The 19,614-nt window shown below is 61.5% G+C and carries 17 protein-coding genes; 5 read left to right on the top strand and 12 right to left on the bottom strand.

The window, feature by feature from the left end; translation table 11 throughout:
* Positions 1–253: 253 nt before the first annotated feature.
* Positions 254–925, bottom strand: a complete 672-nt coding sequence (locus PQR62_RS16030; protein ID WP_408158992.1) for an FMN-dependent NADH-azoreductase — start codon at positions 923–925, stop codon at positions 254–256.
* Between the two features lie 63 nt (positions 926–988).
* On the bottom strand, positions 989–1,474 hold the full coding sequence (locus PQR62_RS16025; protein ID WP_408158991.1) for a GNAT family N-acetyltransferase: 486 nt from the start codon (positions 1,472–1,474) through the stop codon (positions 989–991).
* Between the two features lie 90 nt (positions 1,475–1,564).
* Here PQR62_RS16025 and pdxR point away from each other — a divergent pair, with 90 nt between their 5' ends.
* Both pdxR and PQR62_RS16015 read left to right on the top strand, forming a co-directional pair.
* A complete protein-coding gene (pdxR, locus tag PQR62_RS16020) occupies positions 1,565–3,028 on the top strand; it encodes a MocR-like pyridoxine biosynthesis transcription factor PdxR (protein WP_408158990.1) in 1,464 nt (487 codons plus the stop codon).
* A 137-nt stretch (positions 3,029–3,165) separates the two neighbouring features.
* Positions 3,166–3,618, top strand: coding sequence for a carboxymuconolactone decarboxylase family protein (locus PQR62_RS16015; RefSeq protein ID WP_408158989.1), 453 nt, complete (start codon positions 3,166–3,168; stop codon positions 3,616–3,618).
* 6 nt (positions 3,619–3,624) lie between these two features.
* On the opposite strand, the gene PQR62_RS16010 is transcribed toward PQR62_RS16015, so the two are convergent.
* Positions 3,625–4,470: a LysR family transcriptional regulator gene (locus PQR62_RS16010; RefSeq protein WP_408158988.1), complete on the bottom strand. Its 846-nt coding sequence runs from the start codon at positions 4,468–4,470 to the stop codon at positions 3,625–3,627.
* A 170-nt stretch (positions 4,471–4,640) separates the two neighbouring features.
* Between PQR62_RS16010 and PQR62_RS16005 the strand changes: the two genes are divergently transcribed.
* Complete coding sequence (locus PQR62_RS16005) at positions 4,641–5,024, top strand: tautomerase family protein (protein ID WP_408158987.1); 384 nt, start codon at positions 4,641–4,643, stop codon at positions 5,022–5,024.
* Between the two features lie 108 nt (positions 5,025–5,132).
* Positions 5,133–6,305 (top strand): MBL fold metallo-hydrolase, encoded by a 1,173-nt coding sequence (locus PQR62_RS16000; protein WP_408158986.1) that lies wholly within the window; start codon positions 5,133–5,135, stop codon positions 6,303–6,305.
* A 67-nt stretch (positions 6,306–6,372) separates the two neighbouring features.
* Here the strand turns inward: PQR62_RS16000 and PQR62_RS15995 are convergent, their stop codons facing one another.
* From PQR62_RS15995 to PQR62_RS15960, 8 genes are all read right to left on the bottom strand, one after another.
* Positions 6,373–9,705, bottom strand: coding sequence for an autotransporter domain-containing protein (locus PQR62_RS15995; protein ID WP_408158985.1), 3,333 nt, complete (start codon positions 9,703–9,705; stop codon positions 6,373–6,375).
* 405 nt (positions 9,706–10,110) lie between these two features.
* Positions 10,111–10,440 carry a DHCW motif cupin fold protein gene (locus PQR62_RS15990; protein ID WP_408158984.1) on the bottom strand — a complete coding sequence of 110 codons (330 nt, stop codon included), beginning with the start codon at positions 10,438–10,440 and terminating at the stop codon, positions 10,111–10,113.
* 13 nt (positions 10,441–10,453) lie between these two features.
* Complete coding sequence (locus tag PQR62_RS15985; RefSeq protein ID WP_408158983.1) at positions 10,454–11,650, bottom strand: aminotransferase-like domain-containing protein; 1,197 nt, start codon at positions 11,648–11,650, stop codon at positions 10,454–10,456.
* 131 nt (positions 11,651–11,781) lie between these two features.
* The gene (locus PQR62_RS15980; RefSeq protein ID WP_408158982.1) at positions 11,782–12,240 is read right to left on the bottom strand and encodes a RidA family protein; all 459 of its coding nucleotides are present in this window, start codon (positions 12,238–12,240) and stop codon (positions 11,782–11,784) included.
* Positions 12,241–12,401: 161 nt separating this feature from the next.
* On the bottom strand, positions 12,402–13,298 hold the full coding sequence (locus PQR62_RS15975; protein ID WP_408158981.1) for a DMT family transporter: 897 nt from the start codon (positions 13,296–13,298) through the stop codon (positions 12,402–12,404).
* Between the two features lie 69 nt (positions 13,299–13,367).
* Positions 13,368–13,967 (bottom strand): LysE family translocator, encoded by a 600-nt coding sequence (locus tag PQR62_RS15970; protein WP_408158980.1) that lies wholly within the window; start codon positions 13,965–13,967, stop codon positions 13,368–13,370.
* 1 nt (position 13,968) lies between these two features.
* Positions 13,969–14,361, bottom strand: a complete 393-nt coding sequence (locus tag PQR62_RS15965; protein ID WP_408158979.1) for a DUF2917 domain-containing protein — start codon at positions 14,359–14,361, stop codon at positions 13,969–13,971.
* Positions 14,358–15,416, bottom strand: coding sequence for a threonine dehydratase (locus PQR62_RS15960; protein ID WP_408158978.1), 1,059 nt, complete (start codon positions 15,414–15,416; stop codon positions 14,358–14,360). The genes PQR62_RS15965 and PQR62_RS15960 overlap by 4 nt, the downstream gene beginning before the upstream one ends.
* Positions 15,417–15,565: 149 nt before the next feature.
* Between PQR62_RS15960 and PQR62_RS15955 the strand changes: the two genes are divergently transcribed.
* Entirely contained in the window at positions 15,566–17,062 is a 1,497-nt protein-coding gene (locus tag PQR62_RS15955) for an aminotransferase-like domain-containing protein (protein WP_408158977.1), read from the top strand.
* Between the two features lie 46 nt (positions 17,063–17,108).
* Here PQR62_RS15955 and PQR62_RS15950 read toward each other — a convergent pair.
* Positions 17,109–19,614 (bottom strand): beta strand repeat-containing protein (locus tag PQR62_RS15950; RefSeq protein ID WP_408158976.1); only part of this gene is annotated, 2,506 nt, incomplete at its 5' end.

The following is a 19,614-nucleotide window of genomic DNA, read 5'->3' as shown; positions in this document are numbered from 1 at the left end:
TAAGCGATAAGTTTTCGCAGACCTCGCGTTTGAGCATCTGCTGTTACCGATATACGGATACGATTTTCTATTTCAAGAGATTTTTTTCAATCTTTTTGATGCGCTTTCCAGAGCTGATTTTCTCTCCGTCAATTTGATTCAGACCCCTTGAATTCCTCAGCCTCAGCCCATATGGAGATGCGTCTGCGATTTAACAACAGGCCCTTCCAGCATGCCCTCCCGCCACTTTTTCGGGTTCTTCTGCGCGCACCTCTTACAGGCGACGTTCGCGGAAATAAGCCTGCAATTCCTGACCGGCCCGCGCCCCTTCCATCTCGGCAACTCCCACACCACCCGCCAATCCTTCCATGCTGAAAAACCGGATATCTTGCAGCCCTATGGTTGCCAGCGCGAGCTTCAGATACGGCCTCAGGAAATCCGGCTGGCGACTCGTCTCACCTGAAAATCTGCCACCGGATGCAATCGCCACAAACACCGGGCGGTCGCGCAGCAGCCCGAGCTTGCCGTCCGGCGTAATAGCGAAACTGCGCCGCACGCGCACCACATGATCGATCCAGGCCTTGAGCGATGAAGGCACGGTGTAGTTGTGCATGGGTGTAGCGATCACCACGCAATCGGCGGCCTCCAGTTCACGGATCAACAGTTCGGAGCGTTGCAGCGCGTTGAGCTGTTGCATGGCATTTTCACAAGCAGCATTGCCGCCTGCTTCCGATTCTTCCGATTCTTCCGATGCCTCGGGCGATCCCAGCGATACAGCGTATTCGCTATCCACATGCGGCAGCGCATCCTTCCATAAAGCGCGTTCGCGTACCTCGGCCCCTGCGTATTTTTGCTGGGTCTGCAAACATGCAATGATGCTTTGCGAGAGGCGATAGCTGTCCGATTCCAGCCCTCGCGGACTGGTGCTGATGTGCAAAATATTCATTCAGGTTTTTCCATATTGACGATGACTTGAGCGCACACCGCATTCCCGATTTGGCAACGTGTCTTATTGATCCAGTTGCTTGCCGAAACGCATGGAGCTGCTCAGCAAGCCCTGCCGAAAATAGAAGCGCTGCGCCAGGGCATTCGACAAGCCGGTGTCCAGCACCAGACGACGGCAAGCGGCCGCGCGCGCCAGAATCGTCAAGGCATCCAGCAGCCGTGCGCCCCAGCGCTGCCCGCGTGCGTGCTCAGCGCTGATCAGATCGTCCACGTAGAGAAATTTTCCGTACACCAGATTTTCCTGCAGCCGATAGCCGGCAATGGCGACCACCTCGCCGCCCTCCCAGGCCGCCAGCATGCGATAGCTGTCGGCAGCCATGCGCGTGATGCGCTGCATGAAGTCGGCTTCGTTCTCAAGATGTGGCCGCAGCTGCTTCATGACGGCATAACAGGCGCGCTGTTCGGCTTCGCTGTCGGCGTGCCGCAGGGCAAGATCGGCGATGGTTTCGCGCGCGGCGATAGCGCGCTCCGGCAAACTGTTTTGTTGCATGATGCATTTCCTCCGATTGTCTCGAGGGGTTTATCCTAGCGAGTCAATGGCATAATCATCAGAGCCAAGAAATGACATAAAGACTGGGCCATGAAAAAATCAGACATGCATGCATTGCCGCCGCTCGACCCTGGCGCCGCCGAACCGTTCTACCGGCAGATTTATCTGCGTTTCCGGCACGCAATTGCCGAAGGTCTGCTCAAGCCGGGCGAGCGTATTCCGGCGGCGCGCACGCTGGCCGAAGAGCTCGGTCTGGCGCGCGGCACGGTGGAGGCGGCCTATGCCCTGCTCAATGCCGAAGGCTATGTTGAAACACGCGGTCAGGCCGGTACCGTGGTCACCCCGGGACTCAAACCCGACTCGGCGGCCCTGCCCGCTGCAAGACCCGCGTCATCAAGACCCGCAGCCTCAAATGCCGTCTCAAGAAACACAGGAACATCGACAAAGCCGGCCTCGATATTGCTGCCGCCGCTCAGGCCGTTTCAGTTGGGCGTGCCTGCGCTGGATGCCTTCCCGCGCAAGATCTGGGCACGGCTGGCGGCGCGCGCGGTCAGGGCCACGCAGATTCCCGACATGATGTATCCGCAGGTATTTGGGCAGCAGGCGCTGCGGGTGCAGATCGCGCGTTATCTGCAACTCTCGCGCGGCATCGTCTGCGCGCCGGAACAGGTGTTCGTCACCTCAGGTTATCGCGACAGTCTGGCGCTGGTCGCGCGCGCCTTGCTCAACAGCGGCGATCAGGTATGGATAGAGGATCCATGCTACCAGCCTAGCGCCGATCTGCTGCACATGGCCGGTATGCGTCTGGCGCCGATACCGGTAGATGGCGAGGGTCTGCAGGTCGGACAAGGACTGCAGCTGGCGCCCAGAGCGCGTGCTGCAGTGGTCACGCCGGCGCATCAGAGTCCGCTCTGTGTCTCGCTCTCGCTCCCGCGTCGCATGGCCTTGCTGGACTGGGCCGCGCGCAATCGCAGCTGGATTGTGGAGGACGATTACGACGGCGAATACCGCTATGTGGGCCGCCCGCTGCCGGCGCTCAAGAGTCTGGACCGGGCTGATCGCGTGCTGTATTCCGGCACCTTCAGCAAGGTGCTGTTTCCGGCGATACAACTGGCGTATCTGGTGGTCCCGCTGTCGCAGGTGACGCGCTTCGAAGAAGTCAGACGCGCCTTCGGCACGGGACAGCCGGCGCTGATGCAAAGCATCGTCAGCGAATTCATGGCCGAGGGTCATTTCGCCCGCCACATCCATCGTATGCGCAAACTCTACGCCGAGCGGCGCGAGATCGCTGCAGACGGGCTGGGCGCGGTGCTGGGCAAGCAGGTGCAGATCGAAGCCCAGCCGGGCGGCATGCACCTGATCATGCGGCTGCGCGGCCGTCGTTCGGATCGTGCACTGGCGGCGCGTATGCATGAAGACGGCATGTATGGTCACAGCATGGCGCAGCGCCTGCATCAGGCCGCGCAGCCGCCGGCGCTGCTGCTGGGCTTCACCAATATCGATACCGCGCGCAAGGCGCAGGAGCTGGGAAAGCGCTTGCTGGCGCTGCTGTGACAACGACGATGCACCCCATGATCATGGCCCAGTAGAAAATCGTGGTCTTGGCACTTCCCGATTAGGCCAAGCGCTTGCATGATGAGGGCTCTGTATCGCCGTATTTACCCCACATTCACTCTCTTCCAGAGGCTGTCATGAGCAAACGTTTCGATATTTTCAAGCACGCCCCCGCCGCCTATCAATCGCTGATCGCGATCAAGACCTATCTGCAGGATTGCAGCCTGCCGCATGCGCTGGTGGATCTGGTCAATCTGCGCATCTCCCAGATCAACGGCTGCGCCTTCTGCATCGACATGCATTCGCGCGATTTGCTGAAGCACGGCATGAAAGTCGACAAGCTGGTGCTGGTGCCGGTCTGGCGCGAAGCCGCCGAGCTGTTCGACGCCCGCGAGCGCGCCGCGCTGGCCTGGGCTGAAGTGGTGACGCGGGTCGCCGAAACCGATGTGCCGGACGCCGACTACGCAGCCGTCTCGGCGCAGTTCAGTGAAAAGGAAATATCGGATCTGACCATGGCCGTCTCGCTGATGAACGCCTTCAACCGTATCGGCGTCAGCGCGCGTCTGGTGCCGGCCGCCGTCAGTCAATAAGCGGATTCAGGCCGCCTTCAGGGCCGCCACCAGCGTGCGCAACACTTCGCGGCAGCGCGTCTCCTGCAGGGTGGAATGCAGCACGATCTGGGCCAGCGGCAAGGGCGGCAAGCCTAGCCTGGCGCCGATCTCGATGACGTCCGGCGGCGCCGTGCGATGCAGCAAGGCGGACACCGCCAGCCCGGCGCTGACCGCAGCGCCGACGGCGTGAATGCCGCCGCCGATGAACACTTCCATCCACGGTATGCCGGAGTCATCCAGCCGCCGCAAGGCGAGGTCGCGGATCTTGCAGGAAGTGGAGAAGGTCGCCACGCGCAAGGTATCGCCGGCCCGATATTGCCACTGCGGCGCGGCGAACCAGCCTATCTTTTCTTCCATCACCAGTTCGCCGTCGTTGTCTTGCGGTTCGCGCCGCACGATGGCGGCATCCAGCTCGCCGCGCTCGTATTGCTGCATGACCTCGCGTGAAGGCGCGATCCTGACTTCGATCACGACACCCGGATCGTAGCTGTTGACCTGCGACAGCACGCCGGCGAATCCTATGCCGGCGACATGATCGCTGATGCCGACCGAAAAGCGCCCGCCCTCCTGCTGCAGCTGGCCCATTGCACGATCATGCGCGGCCAGCAAGTCGCGCGCCGCCGGCAGGAATTGCTGGCCGTCGGACGACAGCCGCACCAGACGCGGCGTGCGTTCCAGCAGACGCCGGCCGAGGCGCTGCTCCAGCCGTTTGAGCTTGAGGCTGATGGCCGACTGCGTACTGTCCAGCGCTTCCGCCGCGCGCGTAAAACTCTGCAGATCGGCCACCAGCACGAAGGCTTGAATCGCATCCAGATCGAGCGGTCTTTGCATGGGCTTTCCTCCAGGCATGCATCAATCATTTCAATAAATCATTACTGAAATACTTGAAGATGCGTTTTAAAAATGATTGAGAGATCGTAGCATGGACTCAGGCGCTGGGACATGCAGTGCCGGAAACACCGCCATCCAACCATCAGATCCATCCTTGAAGGAGAAAAATCATGCCCCTGGTCCGAGTCTCCATGCTGCGCGGCAAACCGCCCGCCTACCGCGCCGCCATTCTGGACAACATTTACGAGGCGCTGCGCGACAGCTTCAACGTGCCGGAAGACGATCGTTTCATGGTGCTGAGCCAACACGATCCCGAAGAGCTGGTGTTCAGCCGCAGCTACATGAACATCCAGCGCTCGGACGACTTCGTGCTGATCCAGCTCACCGTCAGCAACACCCGCAGCCAGGAACAGAAGCAGGCGCTGTACCGGCGCATTGTGGAACGCCTGGGCGCCGATCCCGGCATCCGCCCCGAAGACGTCATGATCAGCCTGGTGGAAGGCGACAAGGGCAACTGGTCATTCGGGCATGGAGTGGCGCAATACGTGGTCTGATCGCGATTTCCAGGGCGGACGAAACTGATAGGATGGCAAACATTATTATTTTCAATTGCAGCACGCAGCTTGCCATTTTTTCATGCCAGCGCCTGCCCGCCTTCTTTCATGCGAACCCGCTTAAGCGCCCCCTCCGGCTCAACTTCCGCTTCCGCCTCAGCCTTGTCGCGCACGCGTCTTCATCAGGCACGACTGCGCGCGCTGGCCTGCGCCACGCTTGCCACACTGTTACTGCTGGGCGGCTGTTCCTCCAGTAAATACTACGATCCGAGCAAGTCCAATCGCACACCGGATGGCTTCCGCAACAACTACCAGCAGGAGCCGCGCGCGTCGTTCTGGAAATGGCAATGGGAGCGCCTGACGCAGGGCTTGCCCAAACCGCCGGCCAATCATTATGAGTTCGAGATGGTGCGGCCCGATTTCGAATGGCTGAAGGACAATCGCACCGTCAACAGCGCGACGTGGATCGGGCATGCCACTGCCCTGCTGCAGATCGGCAACAAGAATGTGCTGACCGATCCGATGTTCTCCGAACGCGCGTCGCCGTTTTCTTTCGTCGGGCCCAAGCGCAAGGCGCCGCTGCCTGCCGTCATCTCACAATTGCCGCATATCGACATCGTGGTGATTTCACACAACCATTACGACCATCTGGATAGGCCCAGCATTGAACAGCTCAATCTGCAGCCGGGCGGCCCGCCGCTGTTTCTGGTGCCGCTGGGCGTGGCCGAATGGATGAATCAGATCGGCGTAACCAATGTGCGCGAGCTGGACTGGTGGGACAAGAGCTCGATCGAGAACCTCGATATCTTTTTTGTGCCGGCGGCGCACTGGTCGGCACGCGGGCTGTTCGATCGTTCCGAAACCCTGTGGGGCGGCTGGGTGCTGCGCAGCGTCGCGCCGCCTGAACATTCACGCGCGACGCGGAAGCCCTTCATGCCGCCGGCCTCGATTTATTTTGCCGGCGATACCGGTTACTCCAAGGATTTCCGCGATATCGGCGAGTATTTCGGCGGCTTCGATCTGGCGCTGATCCCAATCGGCGCTTATGCGCCGCGCTGGTTCATGCGTACTCAGCACGTCGATCCCGAGCAAGCGGTGATGATTCATGAGGACGTGCACGCCAAGCGCTCTTTCGGGATTCACTGGGGCACTTTCGAACTGGCCGACGAACCACTGGACGAGCCGCCGGTGCTATTGCGCGAGGCCGTCAAAAAAGCCGGACTGCCGCCTGATTCCTTCATCACCATCAAGCATGGCGAGACGCTCAAGCTGAACGAATAGCAAGAACAAACGCGCCGCCGGCATACACGCCGGCGGCGCTGATTCCCACGGGGCAAGCGCCCGCCTTTCAGAAGCGCCAGGTAGCAGATACTGTTCCGGTCAACTCGGCATCCCCGCCGCGCCACAGCGTAGTCGACATAAGCGCATCCACCACCATGTTCTCCTTCACCCGATAGGACACGCCGGCCTGCAGGCCGAGACTGTCGCGTGCAATCACTTCGCTGCGACTGCTCATGGCCGAGCCGGCATACCCGGCGAAGCTGGCGTTCTGGGTAATCGATCTGTCCAGCATTTCACGGCTCCAGCTGGCCTGCAGATTGGCCCGGAAACTGCGGCCCGACGGCAAGACAAAATCGGTGCGCAGTTCGCCGCCCAGACGCGTACGCAGCGAACGGAAAGTATTGCGGTCCAGCTGCAGGCCCGGTCCATCGCTATTGTTTTCGGTGACCGCCGGCCGGTACAGAGTGGTGTAGTCCATCCCGAGCAAGGGGCCGGCGCTGGTCGCGTCGCTCAGACGCCAGCGCCAGCCGCCGCCCAGCGAGGCGGTGGCTGCGGCGCCGGTCCAGGTGCCACGCGGCATGGCGCGGTAGCCGTTGAAGGCGATCTGGCGTTCCAGCCGCCCCTCTTCCACGCCGACGCGGGCTTGCGCGAAGGCATGCGGCCCGGCTTGCGGATCGGGGGCAAAACCGGCATGCACGCCGACATCCAGCGCAGTGCTGTCGCCGGCCGCCGAGGTCTGACCATCGACGCGGGTGGTCTGGCCGCTGACGGCGCCGTGCAAGCCCAGGCTCCAGGCATCTTGCTCGCTGGCGGCGCGCTCCAGCCCGAACACGATGCCGTAGGTATTGCCGTTGGCGCCGGCGGCGGCACTGCTGCGCCCACGCCAGTAGCCGCTGGCGAAGGGCATGGCGAAGGCGCGCCAGTCGCGCCCCGATTGCTGCCCGGGGCCAAAACCGGATGCCCCCGGCGCGCGCGTCTGCGCCACCATGTTGCTGATCTGCCGCTCGCGCAGCAGCGCACCGGAAAACATTTCGCCGTAGGCCAGCGGCGACAACTGCCGCAAGGCCGGTGCAATGGCGCTGCCGTCGGCGGCAGAAAAATCCAGCGCCGCCACCAGCGATTGCATGTCGCCACGGGCGTTGCCGGCCAGCGTGTCCATGACCGCCCCGACTTCTGCGGTGTTGTCGTCGGTGGCATAACGCGAATACGCGCGCGCGGCGCGGCTGACATCGATACGGTAGAACTCCCCTCCTGCGGCGGAGGCAGTGGCGCTCAGCGTGGGCGAGGCCAGCAACGCAGTCACGCCCGAGAAGGCGCCGGTGAGGCTGGTCGCGCGCAACCATTGATCCGTGGTAAAGCTGAAATTGTTGGCGAACCAGCTGCGTTCCGGCGCGATCGTCAGCGTGCCGTCCAGCGTGGCGTTGCCGCTCACCAGCAGGCTGCTGTAGGCGCCCGCGCCCGACACCGCGACCTGCAAGGTCCCGCTGGCGGTCTGCACGTAATTGCCGACGATGCCGATGTTGCCGCCTGCCGGTAAAGGCGCCAGCGTGCCCTGATTGATGAAATGGCCCAGGCTGTTCAACTGGTAGCGGCTGTTGCCGGCCAGCGTCGCGCCCTGCTCAATGTCGACCTGATACACCTGATGGGCGCCGTTGATCAGGCTCACGCCGCCCTGAAACGCCAGCGCCAGATTGTTGATGCCGGTGATATTGCCGTCGTAGCGCAGCGCGAAGCTGGCGTCTGCGGCGGAAGTGGCGTGACCGTCGGCATCGGCCAGCAGGCCGAAGCTGAGCGTCGTCAGGCGTTGCGCGCCGCCGCCGTCCACCTGCGCATAGTCTGAGCGGATGTCGCCCTGCAGCGAGGCGCCGCGCATCACATTGATCTGGCCGACGTAGGCATTGCGCGAAATGTAGATCGCCGCATCACTGCCGGCCAGACGGCCGGTCAGGTCGAAACGCGTGACCAGCGGACCGTTCAGCTCGTCCGGCATCGCTCCTGTGGCTTGCGATCCCTCATAAATGTAGGAGCCGCGGTAATCGCTGTCGTTGCCGAGTATGTTGTTGCCGAAGTCGAAGCTGGCGGCAATGCCGTGCAGGCCCAGCGCCTGTACATCGCCGCGCTGGGTGAAGCTGTGATTTTTGCCGTAGGTGAACATCACGCCGCGCCCATAGGCGCCATCGGCATACACCCGCGTGCCCGGCAGGATGATGATGTTGTTGCCCTGGCCATCGACCCGGATGCCGGCGCCGCCGGCCCCCGCCGACAACAGGTCGGCGCGCTGATAGATGGTGTTGTAGCTGCCGTAGACATGCAGGCCCAGGCCCAGTGTGGCGGTATTGTAGGTATTGGGCAGATAGTCGGTGCCGTCGGCGTTGCGCTGAAAGAAGCCGTCGTCGTTGTACTTGGTGATGCCATCGCCGTAGACCGAGGAGCCGAAGAAGTTGCGGCGGTCGATGTCATAGCCCAGGTCCTGCAGGATCGCCAGTTCGGCCTCCATGAAGGTGGTGTAGTTGCGATAGTTCTGATGGCTCATCAGGCTGTTCTTGAGCTCGACGTGCGACATGTACGGCGGGTCGGGGTTGGTCGCCGTGCCGGTGCTCAGCGGAATCCCGCGCATGCCGGAGCCGGCCAGCACCTCGCTGACATGAGCGCCGGTGAAATAGCCGGTATTCAGACGCACGTCGAAGGCATTGTCGGTCGCCACCTGGAGGCAGGTCATGCACCAGATCACCTGCCCCGGTTGCGCCGGATTGCCGTTGTCGTCGCGCAGATGCGCGGTCCACTGATTGATGTTGTCGCTAAATTTGTATGCAAGGTAACCGAAAGGCTGGGCGGTTTCACTGATTGATGAACTGATGCCCAGCGCATGGCCGATCTCGTGAAAGGCAACTGCCGGCAAATCCCAGCCGCTCTCGTTGCGCGGCAGCTGCGACGGGACGTAGGTATTGGTGCTCACCGGCAAATTGCCGATCCCCACAAAGCCATGCGCTTCAAGGACCAACGCCCCCGGATCGAGATTCTGCAGCGCCGCCTGAACCTGTGTCGGCGCGATGATCAGACCGGGCACCGACGGGCTGTAGGCATGCGCATTGTCGTTGTTGTTTTCGCTGCCGATGTTGATCACCGCCGGCGCCTGCCCCGGTATTACCTTGATGTAATTGGCCCACTGCTGCAAGCCGGCCAGCGCTTGCTGCTTGAACATCTCCGACAGCGCGAACGGCGAGGATTGACGACCATTTTCATCCTCCATATAAGCGCCATCGCCCGGTGCATAAAAGCGCGCCTCGAAGATCGGCACGCCATTGGCATCGTTGATGGTATGCGGCTCGTATGCCTGTGCGTACGAACATGCCAGCATCGCCGCTGCGGCGGCGATGACCTTCAAACTGAATCCCTTCATGACACCCCTGTCTGCGGATGGGCCGACACGCACCCGGGCGCGATGCTTAACATCACGCCATTTTTTGTAAAGACAGAACTTTACAAAGTACCGCGGGCGGTCAAATGCGACAAATAAAGGGAGTTTTCGGGTCTTACTTCGTGCGGCTCGGCAATGCTCGCCATAGGGATGAGAGCGGCGACGGCATGATCCATGCCGTACCCCTTGCAAATACTGACGTATCACTGACAACACGCTGCATATCAGGCTTCGGCATGGTGACGAACTCGTATTTATGGGCGAGACGAAAAATCATCGCGGCAATGAGGCGGTTTGGAAATCAGATTCTTGCCCCAAAGAAAAAGCCCGCATCGGAAGATGCGGGCTTTACGGGAAGTGCTGGTGTGCAACCCTGTCTGTGAAACATCAATCCACGATGAACAGCTTGGCGCCGATAGTCGTCGAAGAACGATGCGGTTCCGCATTGTCCGCCACCTGATAACTGACGCCGGGCTTGAGCATGAAGGTGCGGCCATCTTCCAGTTCGGTCAGCAATTCGCCTTCCAGACACAGCAGGATATGCCCCTTCACGCACCAGTGATCGGCCAGATAGCCGGGTGTGTATTCCACCATGCGCACCCGGATATCGCCGAACTTGCAAGTGCGCCACAGCGCCTTGCCGGTGATACCCGGGTGCTCGGTGGCCTCGATGGTGCTCCAGTCGGTGGTGCCGAATGGCAGTTGGTCTATGCGCATCGTCGCTTACCGCTTACAGCTTGGAAGCGATCAGCTTGCCCAGTGCTTCGATGCCGACGCGGATCTGCGCCGGCGGCACGGTGACGAAGCTCAGGCGCATGGTGTTGCGCTCCGGCGTGTTGGCGAAGAACGGCGCGCCCGGCACGAAGGCCACCTTGATCTTTTCAACGGCTTCGGCCAGCAAAGTACCGGTGTCGATCTGCTTGGGCAGCGTGACCCAGACGAACATGCCGCCTTCCGGCTTGCTCCAGCTGCAGCCGGCCGGGAAGAAGTCTTGCAGCGCGCCCAGCATGGCTTCGCACTGATCGCCGTACAGCTTGCGGATGGTCGGCACGTGCTGCTCGAGGAAACCGTCCTTGATCGCTTCGTACACCACCATCTGCGTCAGCTGCGCGGTGTGCAGGTCGGTCGCCTGCTTGGCCTGTTCCATCTTCTGGATCAGCGGCGTCGGCGCCACCACGTAACCGAGGCGGATACCCGGCGTCAGCACCTTGGAGAAGGAACCCATGTAAATCACGCCGGACGGATTCATGGTCAGCATCTTTTGCAGCGGCGCATTGCGATAGCTCAGCGCGCCGTATGGATCGTCTTCGATCAGCGGCAGGCCAAGACGGGCACAGGTTTCCACCAGCTTGATGCGGCGTTCCAGCGGCAAGGTGCGGCCGGTGGGGTTCTGGAAGTTCGGCAGCGAATACAGCATGCGCGCGCCCTGGGCGATGCCGTCCAGGGTTTCCGGCAGCAGACCGTTTTCGTCGCTCGGCACCGATTCAAACTGTGCGCCGTACAGCGCGAAAGCTTGCAGCGCGCCCAGATAGCTGGGTGTTTCAACCAGTACCTTGCTGCCTTCATCGACCAGCACCTTGCCCAGCAGATCCAGGCCTTGCTGGGAACCGGACACCATCAGCACCTGTTCCGGCACAATCTTGGCGCCATCGGTCGACAGCGAATCGGCGACCCATTGACGCAGCGGCAGATAGCCGTCGGTCGGACCGTATTGCAGGGCAACCTTGCCTTGCTGAGTCAGCACGCGATCAAACGCGGTTTTCATGTGTTCGACCGGGAAGGTCGCAGGCGAAGGCAGACCGCCGGCGAAGGACGTGATGTCCGGACGCATGGTGATCTTCAGGATTTCGCGGATGGCCGAGCTTTGCATCTGTTCGGCACGGTGGGAAAACTGCCATTGCAGCTGGCTTGGATTTTCGAGTTTCATGGGTTCTGCCTGAAATAGTAATGGCCGCCTTGCGGCCATGTCAGTTCTTGTTCGTCAGTGCGTTGGCGCATCGGTGCAATGCCGCCCCGGCGTGGCCAGGGACGATAGTTGCTGCGCGCGGCGTAAAGTCCTTATGCGATTTCGGCGATCATTTCGATCTCGACGCAAGCGCCCATCGGCAGTTGCGCCACGCCAAACGCCGAGCGCGCATGCTTGCCCTGTTCGCCGAAAATTTCGCCGATCAGTTCGGAAGCGCCGTTCGTCACCAGATGGTGTTCAGTAAATTCGCCGGTCGAATTGACCAGGCTCATCAGCTTGACGATGCGCTTGACCCGGGTCAGGTCGCCGCCGCAAGCTGCCTGCAGAGTTGCGATCAGGTCGACCGCTACGCCGCGTGCTGCAATTTTTGCATCATCGGTACCGATGTCGCGTCCCAGCTGGCCGACCCATACCTTGCCGTCTTTCTTGGCCAGGTGGCCGGACAGGAACACGGTGTTGCCGGTCTGCGCATACATGACGTAGGCGGCAGCAGGCGCCGCGACAGCCGGCAATTCGATGTTGAGGGCTTTCAGCTTTTCATAGACAGACATGCAGTACTCCTCGCTTTGCATTGCACCATGGTTCCGGGGTTGCCGGCCGTCCGGTGCGCGTTAAAAAATTAGATCGTGATTATCTCAAATATCCGGAGTTTTAGCCCGACTAATGCGGCTGGCGGGCTGCTCGCAATGCATTTCAACGACGTTTTTAATGCTCAGCGCCTTACCGCCATGCGCCGTCCGATGGCCACCACGGCAATCACCGCCGCCGCGAACAGAAGATTGCTCGCATCCAGCACCTCGCCGGCAATCAGCGCCGCGCCCAGCAAGGTCATGAAAGGTTGCAACAATTGCACCTGGCCGACGCGCGCGATGCCGCCCAGCGCCAGGCCCTTGTACCAGAAGAAAAATCCGATGAACATCGAAAACAGCGAAACATAAGAGAAGGCCAGCCAGGCCTGCGGCGAAGCGCTCACGCCGTATTCCCAGGCCAGCCACAGCGAGGCCGGCAACATGACTGGCAAAGACAGCACCAGCGCCCAGGCGATCACCTGCTGCCCGCCCATGCTTTGCGACAGGCGCCCGCCTTCGGCATAGCCCATGGCGGCCGCGATCACGGCTGCGAACAGCGCGAAATCGGCCGCATGAAAATGGCCGCCGCCCTGACGCAGGGCAAACGCGATCACAATGCCGCTGCCGGCCAGCGCCGCCAGCCAGAATCCCAAGGAAGGCCGCTCGCCGAAACGCAAGGCGCCGAATACGGCGGTGGCCAGCGGCAGCACGCCCAGCACCACCGCGCCGTGCGAGGCCGGCACATAGCGCATGGCAATCGATGAAAACAGAGGAAAGCCAACCACCACGCCCAGTGCCGTGATCAGCAAAGCCTTGACCTGCACCCGCGTCGGGCGCGGCGCCTTCATCTGCCATAGCAGCAGGATCGAACACAGCGCCGCCACCACCGCGCGTCCGAAAGCGACGAAGGCCGGATGCAACTCGGCCACGGCGATCCGCGTGAACGGCAAGGTCAGGCTGAACACGGCAACGCCGGCCAGTCCCAGCCACATGCCGCGCGACTCCTTGTTACTGCCGATACTGTTTGCATGCGCCTGCATTATTTCTTCCCCTGTACTTGTCTCTTATCTCTTTTTCTGCCGCGCTTTCAGACCACGCGGAACGCAAATCTACAGCCAGATCGCCAAGGCCGAATACACCGTCAGCAGCACCATGGTCGCGGTGAAAACGGTACGCCACAGCGGCTGATTCAGATAGCGGCGCAGCACTGCGCCGGCGCCGGTCCAGACTGAGATGCACGGCAAATTGATGGCGCAAAAGATCAGGCAGTAAATGGCGATCGCCAGCCACACCGGCTGCATCAATGGCAGGAAGGCGGAGGCGCCGGTAATCGCCATGACCCAGGCCTTGGGGTTGGCGAACTGAAACACCGCCGCGCCCCAGAACGACATCGGCCGCACGCCGGACTCCAGGCGCTCACTGAAACCCATGTCGCGCAGCTTCCAGGCCAGATACAGCAGATAGCCGGAACCCAGCACCTTGAGCAGCACATGGATCGCCGGCACCGCGATCACCAGGCTGCCGATGCCGGCAGCGCACACTGCCAGCAGCACGCCGAAACCGAAGGTGATGCCCAGCATGTGCGGAATCGAACGCGCGAAGCCGAACCAGATACCCGACGAAGTCAGCATGATGTTGTTCGGCCCCGGCGTAATGGACGACACGAAGGCAAAACTCATCAGCGGCACCAGTGAAAACAGGATCTCCATTTCAGCGCCCCAGATGCATGGCCCAGGCCGATACACCTGCCAGCGCGCGCGCAGTACGCCGTAACTGACGCGCCACATGCCGCACGCTCAATGCAGCCGCGCCGTCCAGCATGCGCCCCGCCGATTGCAGCAAGCCGACGGTGGAATTCAGCACGATGGGCTCGATCTGCAAGCGACTGGCGCCGGCGGCTTCGATCACGATCAGACTGCCCGGCAGCAGCACCAGCGTGTCGCCGCCGTCCAGCCAGAAATCTTCGGCGCGACCCTGCTGCGTGACCCATACCCGACCACTGGACAGCTTCAGCAAGGAAACCTGATCCACCTGACCGGCGCGCAAACCGGCCGCCTCCAGGCCTGTCGCTTCAGAAGAAAAGGTCTGATTCAAGCTCTTCATGCCGCCCTCCGCTGCTGTAGCCGTGACTCATCGCCGGCGCCGCCGTTGCTGCAGGCGGAATCCGCATATTCCCGTGCCGGCCGGCGCAGAATGTCGGCGAACATGTCGTGATCGACATTGCCGCCCGAGAGCGTGACGCCGACCTTCTTGCCGCGCAGACGGCCGCGAATCTGCAAGGCTGCCGCCAGCGCCGCAGCGCCTGCGCCTTCCGCCACGTTGTGGGTGGCGGTGAAATACAGCTTCATGGCATCCGCGACTTCGTCATCGGTGACCGCCAGTACTTCGTCCACCTGCGACTGCATCACCGCCAGCGAGGCCTCATCCGGCACGCGACAGGCCATGCCGTCGGCGATCAGCGTGGTCACCGGCGACTCCAGCTTGATGCGCTGTTCGAAGGACAATTTGTAAGCCAGCGCATGCGCCGACACCACGCCGATGATGCTGGTACGCAGACCCAGCGCATTGCGCGCCGCCACTGCTGCGCACATGCCTGAGCCCTGGCCGACCGGCACCAGCAGCACATCCAGATCCGGCTGCGCGCTCAACAACTCCATCCAGTAACTGGCGACGCCGCCGACCAGATCGCGATGGAAGGATGGAATCATGTGCAACTGGCGTTCGCGCGCCAGTTGCGCGGCGTGTTCGCGGCTCTCCTGAAATTCCTTGCCATGCTCGATCAACGACACGCCCAGGGCGCTCATCGCTGCATTCTTTTCGCGGCTGTTGCCTTGCGGGACCACGATGCTGGCTTGCACGCCGAAACGGCGCGCCGCCAGACCGACCGATTGCCCGTGATTGCCGCGTGTGGCGGAAATCACGCCGCGCAGCTGCGGCTGTTCGCGGCTCAGTTTTTCCATGTACACCAGGCCGCCGCGCACCTTGAAGGCGCCGGTCGGTGCGTGATTCTCATGCTTGACCCACAACTCGGTCCCGAGCGCCTGATTGAGCAACGGCCACGAATACTGCGGCGTCGCCTGCATGGCCGCATAGACGGTGCGCGCAGCAGTTTCAATTTCGGTGCGGTTCGGCAGCAGGTCATGGAGGGCAGCGGTCATGGCGTTCTCTTTTCATCAAGGTCGTGAATGAACCGGCATCTGCTTGCACCAACCACACAAAGACACCGGATTGATGAAGATGCTAATCGACAGAACCGGTACAGTACCTATACAATTAATCAAATAAGCTTTTATATTGTCACGGCAAAATGACCAATACACTTACTTCCACACAAACTAGCGCCCTGCCTCTGTCTGCCAGCGCCTGGCCGCTGCTGTCGCGCGAAAGCGGCGACTCTCTGGTGGATCAGATTGTGCGCACCATCCAGTCGCGCATTGACGACAAGCTCTTGCGCACCGGGGCGCGCATGCCTTCGATCCGCCAGTTTGCAGATCTGCATGCGGTGTCGCGTTTTACCGTGGTGGACGCTTACGATCGGCTGGTCGCCAAGGGTTTTCTGGAGTCGCGCCGCGGCTCTGGTTTTTACGTGCGTGAACGCTCGCCGATGGGCGGCATTGCCGTCAAGGACACGGTGACGGCGCAGGCAAACGGCCTCAGCCAGGCCGAAGCGGCGCCACAACAATTGGATGTGGTCTGGCTGGTGCGCAACATGTTCCGCCAGATGCCGCCGCAAAAAATGCCAGGCGGCGGACTGCTGCCGGCGGACTGGCTGGACGGCGATCTGATTGCCAACGGCCTGCGCGCCATCAGCCGTGAAAACCAGTCGCTGCTATTGGGCTACGGCACGCCGCAGGGCTTCCTGCCGTTGCGTCATCAGTTGCAGCTAAAGCTGGCTGAACTGGAAATCGCTGCCGCGCCGGAACAGATCGTAATGACGGCCGGCGTGACGCAGGCGCTGGACATCGTGGCGCGCCACTTTCTGCGCCCCGGCGACGTCATCTTCGTCGATGATCCGGCCTGGTTCCTGATGTTCGGTTCCTTCGCCGCGATGGGCGCCAAGGTGGTCGGCATTCCGCGTCTGGCCGACGGCCCGGACATTGCCAAACTGACGGAGCTGGCCGCGCTGCACAAGCCGCGCCTGTATGTGCTCAACTCGGTGCTGCACAATCCGACCTCGACCTCGATGTCGGCGGCCAAGGCGTTTCAGGTGCTGCGCATCGCCGAGGAACACGACTTCATCATCGTCGAAGACGACATCTATTGCGACATGCACCCGGGTGCGGCGGTACAGGCCGCAACCCGCATCGCCGCGCTCGACCAGTTGCACCGGGTGATTTATCTGGGGGGATTTTCAAAGACGCTGTCGGCCAATCTGCGCGTCGGCTTCATCGCCACCTCGCCGGAACTGGCGCGCCATCTGGCCGACCGTAAAATGCTGTCGACCCTCACCACCTCCGAAATCGGCGAGCGTGTGGCCTACAAGGTTCTCTCTGAAGGCCATTATCGCAAGCACACCGAGCGCCTGCGCGGCCGCCTCAACAGCGCGCGCGACAAGGTGATCCGGCAACTGGAAAAGATCGGCATGGATGTCGGCAATCCGCTGCCCTGCGGCATGTTCATCTGGGCCGATGCCGGCTGCGACACCAATGTGCTGACCGAAAAAGCCATGACGCAAGGCTTTTTGCTGGCGCCGGGCAGCCTGTTTTCGCCCAACCAGCTGCCATCGACCAAGATGCGCTTCAACGTCGCCACCATGAGCGACCCCGGCATCTGGCGTTTTCTGGAGCAGGAGCTGGGGCGCTGAAGCACACGACTGCAGGTGCGTGCCTCATGCCATATTGTTCGGCGCGTCAGGCCGCCAGCTGGATGTGAATACGCGCCACCTCGTTACTCAGCGCGGCATCGCTGTAAAACACGTAATCGCCGGTACCGAGAATCTTGTAGTTGCTGCCGTTGGTGATCTGCAAGCTCTCGGTCGCGGTCATCTTGATGGTCAGCAGATGGTTTGAGGTCTGCGCCAGCGAGACGATGTCCTGGGTAGTGATCAGTACGTTGGTATTCGTGCTGGTCGAGATATCCAAGGTAGTAATGCCGCTCACCTTGCTGGAGAAATTGCTCAGCGTCAGTGTATTTCCCAGATTGTCGAAGTGCAGCGTGGTATTGCCGGCGCTGCCGTTGGCGCTGACCAGATTGGATGAATGCGTGGTCTGATTGAAAATGCCGTCCAGTCCGGCGGCGCTGACGTTGAAGATGTTGGTACCGCTGCCGGCCGTCAGCGTGTTGCTGCCGCCCAGCAGCGCGTTGTAGACGTCGGTGCCGCTGCCGGCCCCCATGCCTTCCAGGATGTTGGTCGTGCCGCTGCCCTGGGCGGTCAATATGTTGGCGCCGCTGTTGCCGATCAGGTGGCTGTCCACGTTCTGGCTGCCGACCAGATTGGAGATGCCGGCATAGGTATCGCCTGCGGCATAACTGCCGCTGCCACTCCCGGTGCCGGAAGTGAGGCTCGCGGTAAAGCCGCTGCCGGTCGCGCTTTCGTAGCTGACGGTATCGTTGCCGCCGCCGCCCGTGAACGCATTGGCGGCGCTGCTGGCGATGAAATAATCATTGCCGGACGAACCCACGACGTTCTGGATGTTGGTGTAGGTGTCGCCATTGGCAAAGCTGGTCACGCCGGTCACCGCGTCGCTGCCGAAGCCTGTATCCAGATTGACCTTCACGCCCACGCCGGAGTGCGAGTAATTCACGGTATCCGAACCGCCTGTGCCGCCGTTGAAACTGTTGGCTGCCGCCGTCGCATAAAACGTATCGTTCTGCCCGGTGCCGACCACATTGGCGATGGCGTTATAGGTATCGCCCTGCGCGTAGCCGCCCGAGGTAAAAGTGCCGTCGTACAAGTCGACTGTGACGCCGGCTGCCGAATAGTGGTAATCCACCGTATCGCTGCCGCCGTTGCCTTCAAACTTGTTGGCCGCGGAGCTGGCGTAGAACAGGTCGTTGCTGCCGGAACCGACCACGTTGACGATGTTGTTGAGTGTATCGTTGAGCGCATCGCCCGCCAGCCCCTTGGCCTGCACAAAGTCAACCGTGACGCCGCTGCTCGAATAGCGATAGCTGGCATAGGTGTTTGATACGTTACCCGTTGCCGCATGCAGATCGTCGGCGCCGGCGCCGCCGATCAGTTCCGAGCGATTGCTGTTGGCGCCGGTCAGCACATCGTTGCCGCCGGTACCGATGACGTTGGAAATGCGGACATACGTATCGCCTGCAGCGTATCCGCCCACGCCGACAAAACCGGCAGTAGACAGATCGACCGTGACCGGGCTGGCGGATGCCGCATAGCTCACGGTATCGAGGCCACCGGCGCCGCCGTCGAAGCTATTGGCCTGGTCATTGGCAATGAAGGTGTCGCTGAAACTACTGCCAATCAGATTATCGATAAAGCGTAACTGGTCGCCGGTAGCATCGCCGCCGGTGGTGCCGACGCCTGTCGTGCTGGTGAGATCAACCGTCACGCCGGCGCCTGAACCGGCATAGCTGGCGTAGGTGTAGGCGCGGTTGGCTTGCACCCCGGCCAGAATGTCGCCGCCGTTGCCGCCGGTCAGTACAGATTTGACCCCGACCACACCGTAGCCCGTCAGCGTATCGGCACCGCTACCGCCAATCACATTCTGGATATTGACGTAAGTATCGCCGGCCGCTGCGCCGCCGCCGGTTCCAGTCGCGGTCGACAGATCAACAGTCACTGAAACGCCGCGATTGGCGTAACTGACGGTATTGGAACCCAGACCGCCATCGAAGAAGTTGCTATCGGTACTGGCGATGAAGGTATCGTCCCAGTTGGTGCCGATGGCGTTTTCGATACTGGTGTAAGTATCGCCTTGAGCAAACCCGCCGGTTCCGACGCCATTGGTCAGATCGACCGTGACGCCAACGCCGTCATTTGCCTTGGCATAGCTGACCGTGTCGCTGCCGCTGCCGCCGTCGAATCTGTTGGCGGCCGCACTAGCGATAAAAATATCGGCGAAATTACTGCCGGTCGCATCCTGAATATTGAGGTAGGTATCGCCGTTGGCATAACTGGTCGTACCGTTGATTGCGTCGCCGCCGACATTCAGGACCAGATCAACTATGACACCGGCATTTGAAGCCGAGTAATTGACTCTGTTGTGCGAGGCGGACGTGCTGGTGCCGCCGTCGAACTTGTTGGCCACGGCACTGGCAAAGAACGTATCGTCGTATTGCGTACCGGTCACGTTCTCGATGCCATTGAACTTGTCGCCGGCAGCAAACCCGCCGCTGGTGCCGGTGCCGTCGGTGTAGTTCAGATTGATCGTGACCCCGTTGCCGTCGTTGGCG

This window comes from Herbaspirillum lusitanum, from assembly GCF_046025995.1.
In the GTDB taxonomy this organism is placed as follows: domain Bacteria; phylum Pseudomonadota; class Gammaproteobacteria; order Burkholderiales; family Burkholderiaceae_D; genus Herbaspirillum; species Herbaspirillum lusitanum_A.
The sequence above is the reverse complement of the archived record's forward strand: the minus strand, read 5'-3'. Positions and strand labels throughout refer to the sequence as shown.